We start from the raw sequence: 18,137 nt of genomic DNA on the forward strand, positions 1-18,137 counted from the left end.
ACCCGTCATGCCCCGTCCTCCCCGCATGCTCCTCGTCCTCAGCGAGAACTGGACCCTCACCGGCGGCCGGGCCGATCTGCCCGCCGCCGTCCGCTGGGCCCGCGAGGCCGAGGACGCCGGCTTCGACGCCGTCATGGTCAGTGAGCACATCGTCCTCGGCCCCGACGCGGCGGCCGCCGGCATCATGGGCAACCCCCGCGACTACGCCCTCCCGGGCAACCAGGACCCGTACACGCCCTGGCCGAACTCGCTGCTGCTGCTCGCCGCCATCGCCTCCGTCACCTCCCGGCTGCGCCTGGCCGCCGCGGCCGTCCTCGCCCCGCTGCGTCACCCCCTGCTGCTCGCCCGCGAACTCGGCACCCTCGACCTGATCAGCCAGGGGCGTCTCGTCGTGCAGCCCACGGTCAGCTGGAGCAAGGACGAGTACGACGCCCTCGGCGTGCCGTTCGCCCGGCGCGGGCGGCTGCTCGACGAGCACCTGGAGGTGTGGGCGAAGGCCTGGGGCCCGTCCCCGATCTCCCATGACGGGCCGCACTACCCCTTCCGGGACGTCTACTTCGAGCCCAGGGCCCACCGCCCCGACGGCCCCCGGCTCTGGTTCGGCGGCCAGCGCCTGCACGGCCCCGTCCTGCGCCGCCTCGTCCGGTACGGCCACGGCTTCCACCCGCTGGGCCGGCCCACGCCCGATGACCTCCAGGCGCTCAAGGAGGCGATGGCCGAGGCGGGGCGGGACAGCGCGGACCTGGAGATGATCGGCGGCACCCGGGCCGTCTTTCCCGACGACCGCTCACCGGCGGACCTCGGCGCGGCGCTCTCCGTGCTTCCGGAGCAACTGGAGCAGGGCTTCACGACGTTCTGCGTCAAGCCGAACCAGTTCATCGACGACCCCGACGGGGTGGGGGAGTTCTGCCGTGAGGTCATGCGGCGTGTCGACGCCCTGACGTCCTGACCGTCCCGGCCCGGATCACCGCTCGACGAACCGCGCCAGGTGATCCGGGTCCGGCCGCAGCAGCCCGTCCCGCACCGCGAGCGCGGTGGCCTCGGCTCTGGAGGCACAGCCGGTCTTGCGCAGCAGATGCTCGACATGGCTGTGCACGGTCCGCGGGGACAGGAACAGCGTCTGCGCGATGGCCTGGTTGGTCTGCCCCGTGGCGGCCCGGGTGAGCACTTCCAGCTCCCGGGGGCTGAGCCCGTACGGCAGTTCCGTGGGCGTCTCGCGCACCAGCACCGCGTCCGCCGCCAGGCCGGGCCCTGCCGGGTGCCGGTGCAGAACGATCCGGTGCCAGCCTCCGCCGGCCGGCCACAGCAGCCGCAGCCGCTGCCCGCCCGTGCCGGTGAAGGCGTGCAGCAGCGCGCCGAACCCGCCGTCCTCCCGCAGTGCCCGGGGCCGGTCGCGGCCGGGCAGGTCGAGCACCGCGCCGTCGCCGGTGACGAGACTCGCCGCGTCCGTCTCCGCCAGACCGTGCAGATCACCGGCGTGGGCCAGCGGGTCGGCGAGGGCGGCCAGGGCGGGGATGACGGAGGCGAGCAGCCGGCGGGCGTCGGTGTCGTAGGCGTCCGCGCTCTCGGTGGAGAGGTGGACCAGGCCCACCAGCCGGCCCCGGTGCCGCAGCGCCCCCGTGACGCCGTCGCGGAATCCGGCCGGGCGGACCCGCTCGGCGTAGAACCAGCCGTGCCGGAATCGGGGTCCGGCGTCCTCGGCGTCCTCCGAGATGGACGGCGGCAGCTCCCGCCGTACGACATTGCGGTACCACGGGGTCGCGACGAACTCCCCGGCGAGGGCCTGCGCGGCCTCGGCGGCGTAGCCGATGCTCGCGACCTGGACGTGGGAGCCGGTCAGCGGGTCGATCGTGAGCAGGGTCGCCGCGTCCAGCGGCAGCGCGCGGGCGAGCTCGCGGAGGGCCTGCGCGGAGGCCGAGGTGGTGTCGCGCTCGCGGGTGAGCATGCCGATGCGGGCGGCTGCCGCGATCTGGTGGTGGCTGGGCATGGCGAGCCTCCGGGCGGCTCGGACAGCAATGTCGTTTGGGGCCTAACGATAGGGGTCCTGGCCGTGTCCGGCAAGGTGTCCACCGGGGTCCGGCCGTATCCGCGGTCGGTATTTCTACGGATGGTGCGGCGGGCCCGGCGGGTCTTTCCTGATCGGCACAGCCGGACGCCCGCTCCAGTCGGGCCCGCCCCTCGGAGAGCCCTCGCCATGACCCCACCGCCGTACACCGCCTCGCGCAGACACTTCCTCGCCCTGTCCGCCGCCACCGCGCTGGCGGCCGCCGGATGCTCGGCGCCGGAGAACACGGCCGCCTCGGCCAAGCCCTCACCCCCCGGCGGCTCCCGCCTGACGAAGATCGGCCTCGACTACCCCTTCACGCAGCTGCCGCTCTACTCCACGCTGGTGAAGCTCTCCACCGCCCGGGCCGGGCAGCACGGCATCTCCCTGCTGACGACGAGCGACAACGCCAGTGCCGACACACAAGCGAGCAACCTGAACACCTGGGTCGCCCGCAAGGTCCCGGCGATCGTCTCCTTCCCCATGGTGTTCGAGGCCGCCGAGCCGCTCGCCGAAGCGGCCCTGGACGCGGGGCTGATCTGGGTGACCTACGGCGGCTCCCTGCAACACCAGAGCGCCGACATCCAGTTCAGCTTCCGCGAGGGCGGCACCCTGCTCGGCGCGGCAGCGGCGAAGTGGGCCCAGGAACACCTCGGCGGCAAGGGCAAGATCGCCTTCCTCACCGACAGCACGATCGAGCTGGGCCGCGAACGCACCAAGGGCATGATCGACGCCTTCACCAAGGCGGCGCCCGGCGTCGACGTGGTGGCGCGGGAGCAGTCCATCGACCCGGACACGGGGCTGTCGAAGACGAAGGCGATCCTCGCCAAGCACCCGGACCTCAACCTCGTCCTCGGCGTCACGGACGCCGCCGCGTACGGCGGTTTCAAAGCTCTCCAGCAGGCGGGCCGGGCGAAGGACGACGCCAAGACCTTCGTCGGCGGGCAGGACGGCTCCGCGCCCTCCCTCCTCGCCGTCAAGCAGGGCACGTTCTACCGGGCCTCCGCCGCCCTCGCGCCCAAGGACATCGCGGCCGCCATCGTCGACGTGCCGCGCGCGGTCGCCGCCGGAAAGGCGAACCCCAGCGCCCAGGTGCCGATCACACTCGTCCAGCGCGCCGACACCGCCCGGATCGACGCCCTGCTCGCCCAGAACGCCTAGGGCCGACGCCATGACGACCACGAACCTCCGCATCCGCGGCCTGACCAAATCCTTCGGCGGCGTGAAGGCCCTCGACGGTGTGGACCTCACCGTCCCCGCCGGCCAGGTGCACGCCCTGCTCGGCCACAACGGCGCCGGCAAGTCCACCCTCATCAAGTGCCTGGGCGGCGCCTACCCGCCCGACGCCGGCACCATCGAGGTCGGCGGGACGTCGTACACCCGGCTCACCCCTCGCGAGTCCATCGCGTCCGGCGTGGCGATCATCTTCCAGACGCTCAGCGTGGTCGACGCTCTGACCGTGGCGGAGAACATCTTCCTCGGCCAGGAGTGGACCCGGCACGGCCGCATCGACCGGCGTGCCCAGGAGGAGGTCGCCGCCGGGCTGCTGAAGCGGGTGGCCGCGAAGTGCTCCCCGCGCGACCGGGTGGGTGATCTGCCCATGGGCCAGCGCCAGTTGGTGGAGATCGCCAAGGCCCTCAGCCGCAGCGCCTCCGTCCTGGTCCTCGACGAACCGACGGCCGCCCTGTCCGGCGCGGAGACCGATGCCCTGGCGGAACGCGTCGAGGACCTGCGCACCCAGGGGCTCGCCCTCGTCTACGTCACCCATCTCCTGGGAGAGGTGGAACGGCTCGCGGACGCGGTGACCGTGCTGCGGGACGGCCGGGTGGCCCACCGTACGACGGTGGCGGGGCAGACGCGGCGGGACCTGGTGGAAGCGATCGCGGGCTCACCGGTGCGGCACGCGAGCGGCCCCCGGCCGGCGCCGGGCCCACAGGCCCACGGCCTCGGCCAGACGTCGGGGCCGGACGTCCAGGGCCTCGGTCCCACGCCGGGGTCGGAGGTGCAGGGTCTTGGCCAGACGCCGGGGCGGGAGGTCCAGGGTCTCGGCCACGCGCCGGGGCGGGAGGTCCAGGGTCTCGGCCACGCGCCGGGGCGGGAGGTCCAGGGTCTCGGCCACGCGCCGGGGCGGGAGGTCCAGGGCCTCGGTCCCACGCCGGGGTCGGAGGTGCAGGGTCTTGGTCAGACGCCGGGCTCGCAAGCCCAGGGCCTTGGCCAGAGGCCGGGGCCGGACACCGAGGGCGTCGCACACCCGCCGGGGCCGGAGGTCCACGGCCCCGCACACCCGCCGGGGCCGGAGGTCCACGGCCCCGCACACCCACCGCCGCCGGACGTCCACGGCCCCGCACACCCGACGCGCCCGGACGCCCAAGACCCCGCCCACACGCCCACCCACGACCCGCCCGAGGCTCGGCGCACGCCGGTCACACCCCGCCTCGTCGCCGAAGCCCTGCAAGGTCCCGGCTTCGGCCCCGTCAGGGTCACCGTCGCCGGAGGCGAACGCGTCGGACTGTTCGGGCTCACCGGCTCCGGCCGCACCCGCATCCTGGAGACCCTCTACGGCCGGCGCCGCGCCACCGCCGGCACGGTCCGGGTCGGCGACCGAACCGTCACCCCCGCCCGGCCGGCCGACGCGCTCGCCGCCGGGATCGCGCTCGTACCGGCGGACCGGCGGGCGCAGGGCCTGTTCCCGTCGCTGTCCGCGCAGGACAACGCGCTGCTCCCCTCGGTCCAGCCGCTGTCCCGCTTCGGGGTACGGGTGTTGCGCTCCGAGCGGCGGGTGTTCGGCGCGCTGGCGAGCGCGGTCGGGCTGCGTCCCGCCCAACCCCGGTTGCCGGCGGGCGCGTTCTCCGGCGGCAACCAGCAAAAGCTCGTCCTCGGCCGGTGGATCAACGAGGCCCGGCACGTGGACGTGCTGCTGCTGGACGAGCCGACCCAGGGCGTCGACGTCGGGGCCCGGCAGGAGATCTACCGGGTGGTGTCCGCACTCGCCGAAGAACGCGGCACCGCCGTGCTGTTCGCCTCCAGCGACCCCGAGGAGATCGTGGCGCTCGCCGACCGCTGTCTGATCGTCGCCCGGGGACGGATCGTCGGCGAACTCTCCGGTGCCGAACTCACCGAACAGGCCCTGCTGTCGGCCGTTCACGACCCCCTGACCGCCGAAGGAGCAGCATGACCACCGCCGACCCGACCCTCCCGCGGCCCCGCCCGATCGCCCTGGGCGGGCTCGCCACCGTACGCCGCAACCCGCTCCTCGTCGTGCTCGTCGCGATGGTGCTGGTCTTCCAGCTGACCACGGGCAGCTTCCTCGACCCGGCCAACCTGCGCGGCATCGCCACCGACGCCGCCACGCTCGCCGTCGTCGCCGTCCCGCTGGCCCTGCTCGTCATCAGCGGCTACCTCGACCTGTCGGTCGGTTCCACGCTCGCCCTCGGCGGGCTGGTCGCGGGCTGGCTGGCGGGGCAGCACCACCAGTCGCCCGCCGTCGCACTGCTCGGGGCGCTCGCGGCCGGGGCGCTGGTCGGGGCGGTCAACGGCGTCCTGTGCTGCTACTTCGGCCTGTCCGCGTTCATCGTCACCCTCGGCATGCTGACCGCCGTGCGCGGTCTGGCGCAGCAACTGTTCCCGCTGCCGCTGAGCGGCTTCGGCCCCGGGTTCGCCTGGATCGGCGGGGCCCGCATCGCCGGGATCGCCGCGCCGGTCGTCATCGCGGCGCTCGTGCTGGCCGCGGGCGCCCTGTTCCTCGCCCTCACCCCGGCCGGACGGCACGTCTTCGCCATCGGCGTCAACCGCGAGGCCGCCCACCTCTCCGGCATCCCCATCCGCCGCACCCCGTTCGCGCTGTTCGTCGCCACCGGCGTCGCCGCCGCCCTGGCCGGGGCCATCAAGGCATCGGTGCTGGACAGTGCGGTGGCCGGCACCTCCGGCTCCGGGTTCGAACTGACCGTGCTCACCGCGGTGCTGCTCGGCGGCGTCGCCCTCACCGGCGGTACAGGCTCCATCCTCGGCGTCCTGCTCGGCGTGCTCTTCCTCGGCGGCCTGCAGAACGGCCTCACCCTGCTGAACGTGCCGACGTTCTGGCAGCAGATGGCCCAGGGCACCGCGCTGGTGGCCGGCGCGGCCCTGGCGTACTTCGCCCCTCGCACCGGGCGCTGACCCACCCTCCCCCCGAAATGAGGTCATCCGTGAGCGACACCGCATCCGTGAGCGACACCACTCCCACCCTCGTCCTGACCGGCGGTCAGGTCCTCACCGTCGACGCCGGGTTCACCGTCGCCGAGGGCGTGGCCGTGCGCGGCCGGAACATCCTGGCCGTCGGTAGCGACGCGGAGATGCGCGCCCTGGCCGGGCCCGGCACCCGGATCGTCGAGCTGGGCGGCCGGACCGTACTGCCCGGCATCAACGACTCGCATCTGCACGGGGCCGCCTACGGCATGACGAAACCGCCGTTCGCCCTCGACGTCGGCCACCCGGCGGTGCGTTCCATCGCCGACATCGCCGCGGCGGTCGGCCGGGCGGCACACGAGGCACCGGAAGGGGAGTGGATCATCGGCCTGGGCTGGGACGCCGGCTACCTCGCCGAGTGCCTGGCCGACCCGGGCCGCTTCCCGCACCGGCGGGACCTGGACGCGGTGGCGCCCGAACACCCGGTCTGCCTGACCGACTTCTCCTCACACATGGTGTGGGTCAACTCCGAAGCGCTGCGCCGCTGCGGCGTCGACGCCGCGACCCCGGCCCCGCCCGGCGGTGTCATCGACCACGACCCCGACGGCCGGCCCACCGGCATCCTGCGCGAGGCCGCCGGGCGGCTCGTCCAGGCCGAACTGCCCGCCCCGACCCAGGCCCAGCGCCGCCGGGCCATCCAGGGCGTGATCCGTGAGCTGCACTCCCGCGGAATCACCAGTTACACCGAGCCCGGCCTCGGCCCCGGCGGTGCCGGCTCCCTCTTCGGCGGCCTGAGCACCGACAACTGGACCGCCTACGCCGACCTCGCCGCGAGCGGCGAACTCCAGGCCCGCGTCAGCGTCCTGCTCCTGCCCGCCCCCATGGGCGGCTCCGCCGACGATGTCCGCAAGGGACTGGCCGAACTGAGCCGCCCCGAGTCGGCCGACCCCCGGCTGCTGCGGGCCATCGGCGTCAAGATCTTCGCCGACGGCGTGCCGCCCAACCGCACGGCGTGGATGAGCGAACCGTATCCGGGCGGCGGCCACGGCGCCCTGTGCGTGCACGGCGACACGCCCGCACTCCAGGTGCACGAACTGTGCGAGATGATCAGGCTCGGCCACGAGGCCGGCTTCCAGCTCGGCGTGCACGTCACCGGCGACCGGGCCATCGACCTCGTGGTGGACGCCTTCCTCGCCGCGAACACGGCCGCGCCCCGGCCCGACGCCCGCCACTACGTCATCCACGGCGACTTCATCAGCCCCGGCAGCCTGAGCAAGCTCGCCGCGCACGGCTACGGCGTCAACATGAACCCCGCCATCAAGTGGACCATCTCCGACCTGATGGACGAGGTCGTCGGCCCCGAACGTTCCGCCTACCAGTGGCCGGTGCGCTCCGCGCTCGACGCCGGCGTACGGGTCTGCGCCAGCTCCGACGCCCCCATCACCGAGCCCGACTGGCGGCAGGGCGTGGCCTCGATGATGCTGCGCGAGTCCAAGGCCAGCGGCCGTCCGAGCGGCCCCGAGCAGTGCGTACCCCTGGCCGAGGCCCTGCGCGCCTACACGTCCACCGCCGCCTGGCAGGACTTCGCGGACGACTGGAAGGGCACCGTCGAACCGGGCCGGGCCGCCGACCTGTGTGTCCTGGACCGGTCACTGCCGGCCCTCGACCCGCACGAGATCACTGAGGTGCAGGTGGATCTCACGGTCTTCGACGGGCAGGTCGTCTTCGAACGGTGAGGCCTGCTCAGGCCACTCGCACCGCCGTCCGCCGCGCTCCCCACCGCCGGTTCCGGTACCGGCCGGTCACCCGGCACACCGCGTAGACGGTGAACGAGATCGTCGTGACGTAGGGGCTGATGGGGATGCTGCTGCCCAGGGCGAGCAGGATGCCGCCCTCGATCGAGGTGACGGCGAACAGCACGCTCAGCACGGGCAGCAGCACCGGCGACGCGGTGACGCGGGCGGCCGCCGCGGCCGGGGTGACGACCAGGGAGAGCACCAGCAGCGCCCCGACGATCTGCACCGACAGGGCGACCGCGAGCCCGAGCACCAGCATGAACGCGAAGGACAGTCCACGCACCGGAACCCCGCGGGCCTGAGCCACGTCCGGATCGGCGCTGGCGAAGGCGAGCGGACGCCACATGACCGCCAGGGCCACGAGCACCAGGACGGACGTGCCGAGCAGCCAGGACATCTGCGGGGTGTCGACGGCGACGATCTGCCCGGTGAGGAGACCGAACTTGTTGGCCGCCCGGCCCTTGTAGAGGGCGAGGAAGAGCACGCCGAGTCCCAGTCCGAACGGCATGATGACGCCGATCACCGAGTTGCGGTCCCGGGCCCGCGTTCCGAGGACGCCGATGGCGCCGGCCGCGAGGAGCGAACCGGCGATCGAGCCCGCCACGATGTTCGCGTCCAGCAGCAGTGCCGCCGACGCCCCGGCGAAGGACAGCTCGCTGATGCCGTGCACCGCGAACGGCAGGTCCCGCATCAGCACGAACAGCCCGGCCAGCCCGCCCACCAGGCCCAGCGCCACACCGGCGACGAGGGAGTTGCGGACCAGGGCGAGGAGCTGGCCGTAGTCGGTGAAGTCGAAGACCTGGTGCCAGATCCCGTCGGCGAGTGTCATGCGCGCACTCCGTCCGTCTCGTGAAACCGCTCGGGGTGGTGCGGCGGGGTGGCCGTCTCGTCGGGTGCCCCCGCGACCACCACCCGGCCCCGGACACGCATCACGTCGACCTGTGTGCCGTAGAGGCGGGACAGCGATTCGGAGGTCAGCACCTCGTCCGGGGTGCCGGCCCGGTGGCCGCCGCGGGCCAGGTACAGCACCCGGTCGGCCAGGCCGAGTACCGGGTTGATCTCGTGCGTCACGAACACCACCGCCGTGCCGTGGGAGCGGCGCCGGGCGTCGATCAGTTCGGTGACGGCCCGCTGGTGGTGCAGGTCGAGCGACAGCAGCGGCTCGTCGCACAGCAGCAGACGCGGGTCGGTCGCCAGGGCCTGCCCGATGCGCACGCGCTGCCGTTCGCCGCCGGAGAGCATCCCGAGCGGGACGTCGGCGTAGGCCGAGGCGCCGACCGACGCGAGGATCTCGTCCACCCGGCGGCGGATCCCGCCCGTGCGCGGCCGCGGCCCGAAGCGGTGGCCGTCGATGCCGAACCGGACGAGGTCGCGGGCGCGCAGCAGGGTCTGCGCGGACAGCGCCGCCTGCTGCGGGACGTAGCCGATGTGCCGTGCGGCCTCGCGCGCGGGCCGGCCGAGGACCGTCAAGGTGCCGGCGGACAGCGGCCGGCGGCCGAGCAGCGCCCGGACGAAGCTGGTCTTGCCCGCACCGTTCGGGCCCAGTACGGCCAGGAACTCCCCGGGCCGTACGTCGAGATCGAGACCGCTCCACACCTCGCGCTCGCCGTAGGACAGGGCGGCCGCGCGCAGGGCGATGACAGGCGTGCCGTCCTGCCGGGGTATCGGGGTCACTTGGCCAGCGCGCCCGCGAGCGCGGCGAGGTTGGCGGTCATCCAGCCCAGGTAGTCCTTGCCCTTCGGCAGGGTCTCCGTCACGGGCACGACGGGGATGCCGGCCGCCTTGGCCGCCGCCTCGGCCTTCTCGGTCTGCGGGCCGGAGGTCTGCTCGTTGCAGACGAGTGCCTTCACCTTCGCCCCGCTGAACAGCGCGAGGCTCTCCTGGAGGATGCGCGGGGAGACGTCGTCGCCCTCCTCGATCGCCTCGCTGAACTGCGCGGGCGTTCTGTTCACCAGGCCGCTCGCCTCGGTCATGTACAGCGGCACCGGCTCGGTGATGGCGATTCCCTCACCGCCGTGCGCCTTCTTGATCTGCGCCTCCTTGGCCTCCAGCGGCGCGAGTCCCGCCTTGAAGGCGGCGGCGTTCTTCTCGAAGGCGGCCGCGTCGGCCGGGTCGGCCTCGGCGAGGGCGGTGGAGATCCGGCCGGCGACCTCGGCGACGGTGGGGAAGTCGTACCAGACGTGCTCGTTCAGCTCCCCGCCCTCGGGCGCGGCCTTGCCGGACACCTCGACCGCGTTGATCACCTCGGCGGAGTCGTTGTGTCCGCTCTTGAGCATGCGGTCGACGAAGTCGTCGTAGCCGCCGCCGTTCTCGACGACGACCTTCGCCTTGGACAGGGCCAGTTGGTTCTGGGGGTCGGCCTCGTAGGAGTGCGGGTCCTGGTCGGGGTCGCTGATGACCGATGTGACGTCGACCCGGTCGCCGCCTATGCGCCGGGCGATGTCGCCGTAGACGTTCGTGGAGGCGACGACGGTCACGCGGGTCGGTGCGCTCTTGTCACCGGCGGAGTCCGAAGAGCTGCCGCAGCCCGCGAGCAGGGCCAGTGACGCGCTGGTCAGCAGCGCGAGGCGGCGGGACGTGGACAGGGGCATGGCTCCTCCAGGACGGACGTGCACAGGGGGTTGGTCGACAGGCATCACGCTAGATGGGAATGAATGTCAAAAGCGGGTTCAGGTCCAAGTCATGCGAAAACCATTGCCAACTGTTGGAGATCGATTGGACTGTCTATCCAAGACTTGGACTCATGGTCTAAGGTGATGGAGGTGAGAGGAGGTCGGATGGGCAGCGAGCCGAACGCCGAGCGGGACGCGATCCTCGCCGCGCTGACGCCGGTCGTGGAGGGGATCGCCGCGACCTTCGGGCCGGTGTGCGACGTCGTGCTGCACGACTACCGGAGCCCGGAGAAGTCGGTGGTCGCCGTGGCCGGATCGGTGACCGGGCGAACGGTCGGCGGTGCGATGAGCGAGATCGGTATGCGCGTCCTCGCCCGCGGCGACGAGGCGGCCGACGAACTGAACTACGTCACCCGCACCCGCAACGGGACGCAGGTGAAGTCCTCCACGATGGTGCTCCGCGATTCCACGGGAGCCGTGTTCGGAGCCCTCTGCGTCAACGTGGACATCAGCGCCGTCACCCAGGCCCACGGCCTGCTCGGCGCGCTCGCCGGACTCGGTGCCGCCCCGGCCGAGCTGCCGACCACCACGTTCGCCAACGACATCGACTCCGTGGTCGACGCCCTCGTCGACGCCCACCAGTCGAAGCAGCGGGGCAGCTGGGCGGAGCTCGACCGCGCGGAACGCCTGGAGCTGTTCGGCGGGCTGGACACCCGCGGGGTCTTCGCGGTGCGCGGCGCCGTCGAGCAGGTCGCCGCCCGGCTCGGCATCTCCCGCGCCTCCGCCTACAACTACCTGTCCCAGGCCCGGGCCGCCCACGACACTTCCACCGGAGGACCCGCGTGACGACCACCACCCCACCGGTCACCCTCGACGACGTGCGCGACGCCGCAGCCCGGCTCAAGGGCGTCGCCCACCGCACGCCGGTGCTGCGCTCCCGCACCCTGGACGCGCTCGCCGGCGCCGAGATCTTCCTCAAGTGCGAGAACTTCCAGCGCGTGGGCGCCTTCAAGTTCCGCGGCGCCTACAACGCCGCCTCCCGCCTCACCCCCGAGCAGCTCTCCCGGGGCATCGCCGCCTACTCCTCCGGCAACCACGCCCAGGCCGTCGCTCTGGCCGCCCGCGAGCTGGGCACCACGGCCGTCATCGTCATGCCGGAGGACGCCCCGCCGTCGAAGCGGGCCGCCACCGCCGGCTACGGCGCCGAGATCGTCACGTACGACCGCTACACCGGCGACCGCGTCGCCGTCGCCGAGGCCCTCGCCGCCGAGCGCGGTCTCGCCCTCATCCCGCCGTACGAGCACCCGCACGTCATGGCCGGACAGGGCACGGCCGCTCTCGAACTGCTCGAAGAGACCGGGGAGCTGGGCGCGCTGCTGACACCGGTCGGCGGCGGCGGGCTGATGGCCGGCAGCGCGACCGCCGCCAAGGGCCTGTACCCCGGCATCCGGACCATCGGCGTCGAGCCGGAGGCCGGGGACGACACGAAGCGCTCGCTGGAGGCCGGCCGGCGCATCAGCGTCCCGGTCCCGCACACCATCGCCGACGGCCAGGCCCTGCACACTCCCGGAGAGCTGACCTTCTCGGTCAACCGGCGGCTCCTCGACGACGTCGTCCTGGTCACCGACGACGAGATCCGGGACGCGATGCGATTCGCCTTCGAACGCCTGAAGATCGTCGTCGAGCCGAGCGGCGCCACCCCGCTGGCCGCCCTGCTCACCGGCCGGACGGGCACCCTGCCGCGCCGGGTCGGCGTCGTCATCTCCGGCGGCAACATCGACGCCGGGCGCTTCGCCGAGCTCTGCGGCAGCGGCACCCCATGAATGGCGCCGCCCACCGGACAGGCGGACGATGGAAGCACACCCTCACCGAGGAGGAGCGTCATGCTTGAAGTGAAGACGCTCGACAAGCCGGACGAGCGGCGCGACTACCCCCGAGGCCACCTGGAAGCCGTCCACATGAGCGGACTGGACTTCGCCGTGGCCACCTTCGAACCGGGCTGGCGCTGGTCCGAGTCCGTGGCCCCGATCGCCGGGACGGACAGCTGTCAGTTCCACCACAACGGCTATGTCGTCTCGGGCCGTATGCACATCCGCATGGACGACGGCGCGGAGAGCGAAGTGGGACCCGGCGACGTGTTCGTCTGCACACCCGGCCACGACGCGTGGGTCGCCGGCGACGAGCAGTGCGTGGTGTACGACTTCGCGGGCAGCATGGCCAAGGACTACGCCAAGAAGGACTAGGGGGCCGCGCGTCACACGGTGACCACCACCTTCGCCCGGGCGTGTTCCACCTCCAGGTACCGGATCGCCTCGGCGGCCTCGCTGAGCGGATACGTCCGCTCGACGACCGGGGCGATCTTTCCGGACTCGGCCAGTTCCCGCAGCGTCGCGAGATGCGCGCTGCTCTGCCGCGCCGAGACCTCCAGCAGCCGCTGGCCGCGCGCGAAGGGCGCCAGGACCCGCCGCTTGAGGAAAAGCCCCATCGGCCCCACCACGCTGCCGCCCTCGTACACCCCGCCGCCGGACAGGACGAGCGTCCCGGTGGGGGCCAGCACGCGCCGGAACTCCCCGAGGGAGCGATTGCCCACCAGGTCCAGCACGACGTCGTACCGCTCCCCGCCCCGGGCGAAGTCCTCCCGCGTGTAGTCGATGACCCGGTCCGCGCCCAGTGAGCGGACCAGGTCCGCATTCCGCGTGCTGCACACGGCCGTCACGTCCGTGCCGTAGACCTTGCCGAGCTGGACGGCGAACGTGCCCACGCCGCCCGACGCCCCGTTCACCAGGACCGTCTGCCCCGGCTGCACGCGGGCGACGTCGCGCAGGGCCATGAGCGCGGTGTTCCCCGCCAGCGGTACCGCGGCGGCCTGCTCGAACGTGAGGTTGGCGGGCTTCGGGCCCACCTCGCCGGCCCGCGCGCACACGTACTCCGCGAACGCGCCGTCCGCCTCCCCGTACACCTCGTCACCGGGCTCGAGTCCCGTGACCCCGGGGCCCAGCGCCTCGACACGGCCCGCGAAGTCCCGGCCCCGCACCGGCATCCTGGGCCTGCGCAGCCCCATCACACCGCGGCCGAGCAGCGGATCACCGCGCATGAAGTGCCAGTCGTAGGCGTTGACCGAGGCCGCGTGTACCCGTACCAGCACCTCACCGGCCGCCGGGGCCGGCCTGTCGACCTCCCGGAACTCCAGCGTGTCCGCCGAGCCGTACCGGTCCTGGACCACTGCCTTCATGAGACCTCCTCCGCTCCCGGCGAGCGTAGGCAGACCCCCGCGTGCGGACCATCGGGGACGAACCCTGATTTTCTCCGGAGGCCGGATGTCGTTTCCCCGGACAACGACCCTCCTCCCATCCCCTCCGCTTGCTCTCGGAAACCGATCGGTTTACGCTTCCCGGCATCGGAAACCGATCGGTTTCCATGCTGAGAAGGAATGAGGGAGACCCCATGACCGCCATCGAAGGTTCCGTTGCCGTGGTCACCGGCGGCAGCCGCGGTATCGGCCGGGCGCTGGTCGCGGCGCTGTACGAGCGGGGCGCGCGGAAGGTGTACGCCACCGCCCGCGACCCGCGCACCGTCACGCACCCCGACGCCGTACCGCTGGCTCTGGAGGTGACCGACCCGGCGTCCGTCGCCGCGGCGGCCGAGCAGGCGCAGGACGTCACCCTGCTGATCAACAACGCCGGTGCGTCGGTGAACGCGAACTTCCTCGACTCGCCCGTCGAGGACGTGCGGCGCGAGTTCGAGACCAACTTCTACGGGCCGCTCCTGGTGACCCGGGCCTTCGTCCCCGTCATCGAGCGCAACGGCGGCGGCCACATCCTCAACGTCCACTCCGTGCTGTCCTGGATCGGCCTCGCCGGCTCCTACAGCGCCTCCAAGGCCGCCTTCTGGTCGCAGACCAACTCCCTGCGCCTGGACCTGAAGCCGCGCGGGATCGACGTCACCGGCCTCCATGTCGGTTACGTCGACACGGACATGACCGTCGGGGTCGACGCCCCCAAGTCCACGGCCGACTCGGTCGCGGCGCAGGCCCTCGACGGCATCGCCTCCGGTGCCTACGAGGTCCTGGCCGACGACATCTCCCGGCAGGTCAAGGCCGGGCTGGCGGCCGACCCGGCCGCCCTCTACCCGCAGCTCACCGCCGCCTGATCACACGGGCAGCAGCCGGGCCACCAGCGCGCTCAACTGCCGGGCGTTGCGGCACTCGTGCATCTCGACCAGCTCGGCGTAGGCGGGCGCGACGGAGTCGCCCGTGCCCCAGCGGGAGCGCTGCTCGGGGTTCAGCCAGTGGACGCGGCGGGCGCGTTCGGCGATCTGCCGCACGGCGGGCAGGTTCGGATCGCTCCGGTTCGTGCGGGCGTCACCGAGGACGAACACGGTCGTGCGCGAACCGGCCGCGTCCGCGTACCGCTCGGCGAACTCGCCCAGCGCCATGCCGTAGTCACTGCTGCCGTGATAGCCCGTGACCGCCGCCTCCGCCTGGATACGGGCGCCCAGCGCCTCCGGGTCCGCCCTGCCGTGCTCCAGCAGCCCGGTCACCTCGTCGATCCGGTTGACGAAGGCGAACACGCGCACCTTGCTGAACTGGTCGTGCAGCGCCTGCACCAGCAGCATCGTGAAGTCGGAGAAGCCGGAGACCGACCCCGACACATCGCACAGCAGCACCAGTTCGGGGCGGGCGGGACGCCGTCTGCGCAGCACCGGCTTCATCGGCACCCCGCCCGTCGACAGCGAACCGCGCAGGGTCCGCCGCAGATCGATCGTCCCCCGGGAGGCGCGCCGCCGCCGGGCCGCCAGCCGGGTCGCGAGCTTGCGGGCCAGTGGCTGAACCGTCCTGCGCAGCTCGGCCAGCCGGTCCTGCCCCGCGAACAGGAAGTCGACCCGGTCGGCCGTCGGGGCCACCGCCCGCCGGGCGATCTCGTCCCGGCCGCGCCGCTCGGCGACCCGCCGCCGCGCCTCCGCGGCCACCAGAGCGCGGAAGGTGTCGATGCGCCGCCGGATCTCGTCCTCCAGCAGCCGGTCCGCGAACCCTGAACTTCCGCCCTGCCCCCGGACGTTGTCCCGCACCCGGGCCAGCAACGTCTGCGGCCGCAGCCGTTCGAGCGCCTGGTACGACGACCAGCCGTCCGACTCCGGCGAGGAACCGTAGCCACCGAAACCGTCGACCGCCTCGACCGCCAGCCGGCCCAGCATCCCCTGGTCGTCGGCCGCCAGGGCGTCGGCCAGGCGGTTCCGCAGGTCCTCCCGCCCCGCCGCCCGCTGCTCCGGTCCGCCGACACCGCGCGGGAAGTAGAGGTCGAAGACCGGGTCGAACACCTGGCGTTGGCCGGGCCCGTGCAGCAGCGTCGCCGCGAGACCCTCGCGCAGCAGTTCCCGGTCCGCGAGGCCGAGTTCCCCGACCGCCCGCCCCGCGTCGACCGTCTCGCCGGTACCGATCCGCACGCCGTGCGCGCGCAACGCCCCGACGAGCGACGTCAGCCGCTCGGCGACGCCCGCCGGCGTCGTCACAGGGCGTCCAGGTCGAGCTTGGCGGACGCCTTGAGGACGTCGTCCTGGTGCTTGAGGAGCACCCCGAGCGTGGCCCGCACGACCGTCTCGTCCAGCGAGCCGGCGCCGAGCGTGAGCAGGGTGTGCGCCCAGTCGACCGTCTCGGCGACCGACGGCACCTTGCGCAGGTCCATCGCCCGCAGCGCGCCCACGACCCGGACGACCGAGCGCGCCAGCGCCTCGTCGAGGCCCGGCACCTTCAGCCGTACGATCCGGCGCTCCAACTCCTCGTCCGGGAAGCCGATGTGCAGGAAGAGACAGCGGCGGCGCAGTGCCTCGGACAGTTCGCGGCTCGCGTTGGAAGTGAGGACGACGAAGGGGCGGCGCGTCGCCGTGATGGTGCCGAGCTCCGGGACGGTCACCTGGAAGTCGCTGAGCACCTCCAGCAGCAGGCCCTCCACCTCGACGTCCGCCTTGTCGGTCTCGTCGATCAGCAGCACCTTCGGGTCGTCGCCCCGGATGGCCGTCAGCAGCGGCCGGGTGAGCAGGAACTCCTCGCTGAAGATGTCCGTACGGGCCTCGTCCCACGTCTCGTCGCGGCCCGCGCTGATGCGCAGGAGCTGCTTGGCGTGGTTCCACTCGTACAGGGCGCGGGACTCGTCGACCCCCTCGTAGCACTGGAGGCGGACGAGCCGTGCGCCGGCGACCTCGGCGACGGCCTTGGCGAGCTCCGTCTTGCCGACGCCGGCCGGGCCCTCCACCAGGAGCGGCTTGCCGAGGCGGTCGGCGAGGAAGACGGTCGTGGCGACGGCGGGCGAGGCGAGGTAGCCGGTCTCGGCGAGGCGTGCGGAGACGTCGTCGACGGATGTGAACAACGGGGCCTCCGGGTCGGCGGCGACAGACGGACGGACAGGGCACTATCTAAGCGCTTGTTCACTCACGCTGTCACGGGGTTCCTGTGCGGGCGGGCGGCAAAACCGATCGGTTTCCCCGGGGCTCGTGACGGGGTACTCTCGCCCGTATGGGCACAACCGACAAGGCGTCCACCAGGGACCGGCTCCTCGACGCGGCGGCCGAGCTGTTCTACCGCGAGGGCGTCTCCCTCGGTGTCGAGACGCTGTGCCGGAGCGCCGGGGTCTCGAAGCGGTCCATGTACCAGCTCTTCGCGAGCAAGGACGAGGTCCTCGCGGCGAGCCTGGCCCGGCGGCTTCCGGTGTACGAGGAGCGGCTGGCGCCCGGTCCGCAGGAGGCCGGCACCCCACGCGAGCGGATCCTGCACGTCTTCGAGCGGCTGGAGAAGGTCTCGGCCGAGCCCGCCTACCGGGGCTGCCCCTATCTCGCCGCGCTGGTCGAGCTGAAGGATCCCGAGCACCCGGCGAGTGCCGTCGCCCGCGGGGCGAAGGAGTGGCTGCTGGGCTTCTTCCGTACGCGGGCCGAGGAGGGCGGGGCGCGGGATGCGGAGCTGCTCGCCCGTCAGCTGATGCTGGTCTTCGACGGGGCCAGCGCCCGGGCCGGCGCCGGGATCGAGACGCTGGACGGCCTGACCACGACGACCGTGACCGCGCTGCTGGACGCCTCCGGCACGCGATGAGGCCGGCCGCCGAAACGGCCGCCCTGCGACGCCCCGGAGCGGAACCGAACGCGGCTGGGGGCGCGTGCAGAACATCGCCGGCGACTCGGCGGTCGTCGTCCCCGCCGAGATGATCCACTACGGCATGTCCAAGACCGCCCTGCTCGAGGTGAGCCGGGGCTTCGCCAAGCAGGCGGCCGGCACCGGCGTCACGGTGAACTCGGTCATCGCCGGACCGACCCACACCGCCGGCGTCGAGGACTTCGTCCGCCGGCTCGTCGACCGCGACCTGCCCTGGGACGAGGCCCGGCGCGCCTTCATGCGGCAGCACCGGCCGCAGTCGCTGCTCCAGCGGCTGATCGAGCCGCAGGAGATCGCCCACATGGTCGTCTACCTCGCCTCCGACCAGGCCTCGGCGACCACGGGCGGCGCCCTGCGGGTCGACGGCGGCTACGTCGGCTCGG

The 18,137-nt window shown here is 73.0% G+C and carries 17 protein-coding genes and 1 pseudogene; 11 read left to right on the forward strand and 7 right to left on the reverse strand.

Going from position 1 to position 18,137, the window contains the following annotated elements; all coding sequences use genetic code 11:
• Window positions 1-7 precede the first annotated feature (7 nt).
• Window positions 8-949: a TIGR03619 family F420-dependent LLM class oxidoreductase gene (locus G3I77_RS09445; RefSeq protein ID WP_248502168.1), complete on the forward strand. Its 942-nt coding sequence runs from the start codon at window positions 8-10 to the stop codon at window positions 947-949.
• A 15-nt stretch (window positions 950-964) separates the two neighbouring features.
• Here the strand turns inward: G3I77_RS09445 and G3I77_RS09450 are convergent, their stop codons facing one another.
• Window positions 965-1,987: a LuxR C-terminal-related transcriptional regulator gene (locus tag G3I77_RS09450; protein WP_248502169.1), complete on the reverse strand. Its 1,023-nt coding sequence runs from the start codon at window positions 1,985-1,987 to the stop codon at window positions 965-967.
• 207 nt (window positions 1,988-2,194) lie between these two features.
• Here G3I77_RS09450 and G3I77_RS09455 point away from each other — a divergent pair, with 207 nt between their 5' ends.
• From G3I77_RS09455 to G3I77_RS09470, 4 genes are read left to right on the forward strand one after another with little or no spacing between them, the layout of a single operon-like run.
• A complete protein-coding gene (locus tag G3I77_RS09455; protein ID WP_248502170.1) occupies window positions 2,195-3,205 on the forward strand; it encodes a sugar ABC transporter substrate-binding protein in 1,011 nt (336 codons plus the stop codon).
• 10 nt (window positions 3,206-3,215) lie between these two features.
• On the forward strand, window positions 3,216-5,219 hold the full coding sequence (locus G3I77_RS09460; protein WP_248502171.1) for an ATP-binding cassette domain-containing protein: 2,004 nt from the start codon (window positions 3,216-3,218) through the stop codon (window positions 5,217-5,219).
• Window positions 5,216-6,199, forward strand: a complete 984-nt coding sequence (locus tag G3I77_RS09465; RefSeq protein ID WP_248502172.1) for an ABC transporter permease — start codon at window positions 5,216-5,218, stop codon at window positions 6,197-6,199. Before G3I77_RS09460 ends, G3I77_RS09465 begins: the two co-directional genes overlap by 4 nt.
• A 47-nt stretch (window positions 6,200-6,246) precedes the next feature.
• On the forward strand, window positions 6,247-7,944 hold the full coding sequence (locus G3I77_RS09470) for an amidohydrolase (RefSeq protein ID WP_248502629.1): 1,698 nt from the start codon (window positions 6,247-6,249) through the stop codon (window positions 7,942-7,944).
• A gap of 7 nt (window positions 7,945-7,951) precedes the next feature.
• Here G3I77_RS09470 and G3I77_RS09475 read toward each other — a convergent pair whose 3' ends face one another.
• The 3 genes from G3I77_RS09475 to G3I77_RS09485 are packed head-to-tail and all read right to left on the reverse strand — an operon-like array spanning window position 7,952 to window position 10,595.
• Window positions 7,952-8,833: a metal ABC transporter permease gene (locus G3I77_RS09475; RefSeq protein WP_248502173.1), complete on the reverse strand. Its 882-nt coding sequence runs from the start codon at window positions 8,831-8,833 to the stop codon at window positions 7,952-7,954.
• Window positions 8,830-9,678, reverse strand: coding sequence for a metal ABC transporter ATP-binding protein (locus G3I77_RS09480; RefSeq protein WP_248502174.1), 849 nt, complete (start codon window positions 9,676-9,678; stop codon window positions 8,830-8,832). Before G3I77_RS09480 ends, G3I77_RS09475 begins: the two co-directional genes overlap by 4 nt.
• Window positions 9,675-10,595, reverse strand: a complete 921-nt coding sequence (locus G3I77_RS09485) for a metal ABC transporter solute-binding protein, Zn/Mn family (RefSeq protein WP_248502175.1) — start codon at window positions 10,593-10,595, stop codon at window positions 9,675-9,677. Before G3I77_RS09485 ends, G3I77_RS09480 begins: the two co-directional genes overlap by 4 nt.
• A gap of 186 nt (window positions 10,596-10,781) precedes the next feature.
• On the opposite strand from G3I77_RS09485, the gene G3I77_RS09490 reads away from it, so the two are divergent.
• The 3 genes from G3I77_RS09490 to G3I77_RS09500 are packed head-to-tail and all read left to right on the forward strand — an operon-like array spanning window position 10,782 to window position 12,859.
• On the forward strand, window positions 10,782-11,462 hold the full coding sequence (locus G3I77_RS09490) for a transcriptional regulator (RefSeq protein ID WP_248502176.1): 681 nt from the start codon (window positions 10,782-10,784) through the stop codon (window positions 11,460-11,462).
• A complete protein-coding gene (locus G3I77_RS09495) occupies window positions 11,459-12,439 on the forward strand; it encodes a pyridoxal-phosphate dependent enzyme (RefSeq protein WP_248502177.1) in 981 nt (326 codons plus the stop codon). Before G3I77_RS09490 ends, G3I77_RS09495 begins: the two co-directional genes overlap by 4 nt.
• Before the next feature lie 60 nt (window positions 12,440-12,499).
• A complete protein-coding gene (locus tag G3I77_RS09500) occupies window positions 12,500-12,859 on the forward strand; it encodes a cupin domain-containing protein (protein ID WP_248502178.1) in 360 nt (119 codons plus the stop codon).
• An 11-nt stretch (window positions 12,860-12,870) separates the two neighbouring features.
• On the opposite strand, the gene G3I77_RS09505 is transcribed toward G3I77_RS09500, so the two are convergent.
• Window positions 12,871-13,848 (reverse strand): NAD(P)-dependent alcohol dehydrogenase, encoded by a 978-nt coding sequence (locus G3I77_RS09505; protein ID WP_248502179.1) that lies wholly within the window; start codon window positions 13,846-13,848, stop codon window positions 12,871-12,873.
• Window positions 13,849-14,060: 212 nt separating this feature from the next.
• Between G3I77_RS09505 and G3I77_RS09510 the strand changes: the two genes are divergently transcribed.
• Window positions 14,061-14,765, forward strand: coding sequence for an SDR family oxidoreductase (locus G3I77_RS09510; protein ID WP_248502180.1), 705 nt, complete (start codon window positions 14,061-14,063; stop codon window positions 14,763-14,765).
• Here the strand turns inward: G3I77_RS09510 and G3I77_RS09515 are convergent, their stop codons facing one another.
• Window positions 14,766-16,124, reverse strand: coding sequence for a VWA domain-containing protein (locus G3I77_RS09515; protein WP_248502181.1), 1,359 nt, complete (start codon window positions 16,122-16,124; stop codon window positions 14,766-14,768).
• The gene (locus G3I77_RS09520) at window positions 16,121-16,978 is read right to left on the reverse strand and encodes a MoxR family ATPase (protein ID WP_248502182.1); all 858 of its coding nucleotides are present in this window, start codon (window positions 16,976-16,978) and stop codon (window positions 16,121-16,123) included. The genes G3I77_RS09515 and G3I77_RS09520 overlap by 4 nt, the downstream gene beginning before the upstream one ends.
• 146 nt (window positions 16,979-17,124) lie before the next feature.
• Between G3I77_RS09520 and G3I77_RS09525 the strand changes: the two genes are divergently transcribed.
• Window positions 17,125-17,694 carry a TetR/AcrR family transcriptional regulator gene (locus G3I77_RS09525; RefSeq protein ID WP_248502183.1) on the forward strand — a complete coding sequence of 190 codons (570 nt, stop codon included), beginning with the start codon at window positions 17,125-17,127 and terminating at the stop codon, window positions 17,692-17,694.
• Between the two features lie 43 nt (window positions 17,695-17,737).
• Window positions 17,738-18,136 (forward strand): annotated as a pseudogene (locus G3I77_RS09530) (SDR family NAD(P)-dependent oxidoreductase); the annotation flags it as partial.
• Window position 18,137: the final 1 nt, after the last annotated feature.

The sequence above is a fragment of the Streptomyces sp. D2-8 genome (assembly GCF_023184515.1).
In the GTDB taxonomy this organism is placed as follows: Bacteria; Actinomycetota; Actinomycetes; order Streptomycetales; family Streptomycetaceae; genus Streptomyces.

What these genes read in the sequence shown, in the direction of transcription:
- G3I77_RS09445 (WP_248502168.1), top strand. Translation starts at nt 8, where the DNA reads ATGCCCCGTCCTCCCCGCATGCTCCTCGTCCTCAGCGAGAACTGGACC.
- G3I77_RS09525 (WP_248502183.1), top strand. Translation starts at nt 17,125, where the DNA reads ATGGGCACAACCGACAAGGCGTCCACCAGGGACCGGCTCCTCGACGCG.
- G3I77_RS09455 (WP_248502170.1), top strand. Translation starts at nt 2,195, where the DNA reads ATGACCCCACCGCCGTACACCGCCTCGCGCAGACACTTCCTCGCCCTG.
- G3I77_RS09450 (WP_248502169.1), bottom strand. Translation starts at nt 1,987, where the DNA reads ATGCCCAGCCACCACCAGATCGCGGCAGCCGCCCGCATCGGCATGCTC.
- G3I77_RS09510 (WP_248502180.1), top strand. Translation starts at nt 14,061, where the DNA reads ATGACCGCCATCGAAGGTTCCGTTGCCGTGGTCACCGGCGGCAGCCGC.
- G3I77_RS09505 (WP_248502179.1), bottom strand. Translation starts at nt 13,848, where the DNA reads ATGAAGGCAGTGGTCCAGGACCGGTACGGCTCGGCGGACACGCTGGAG.
- G3I77_RS09465 (WP_248502172.1), top strand. Translation starts at nt 5,216, where the DNA reads ATGACCACCGCCGACCCGACCCTCCCGCGGCCCCGCCCGATCGCCCTG.
- G3I77_RS09490 (WP_248502176.1), top strand. Translation starts at nt 10,782, where the DNA reads ATGGGCAGCGAGCCGAACGCCGAGCGGGACGCGATCCTCGCCGCGCTG.
- G3I77_RS09500 (WP_248502178.1), top strand. Translation starts at nt 12,500, where the DNA reads ATGCTTGAAGTGAAGACGCTCGACAAGCCGGACGAGCGGCGCGACTAC.
- G3I77_RS09485 (WP_248502175.1), bottom strand. Translation starts at nt 10,595, where the DNA reads ATGCCCCTGTCCACGTCCCGCCGCCTCGCGCTGCTGACCAGCGCGTCA.
- G3I77_RS09460 (WP_248502171.1), top strand. Translation starts at nt 3,216, where the DNA reads ATGACGACCACGAACCTCCGCATCCGCGGCCTGACCAAATCCTTCGGC.
- G3I77_RS09475 (WP_248502173.1), bottom strand. Translation starts at nt 8,833, where the DNA reads ATGACACTCGCCGACGGGATCTGGCACCAGGTCTTCGACTTCACCGAC.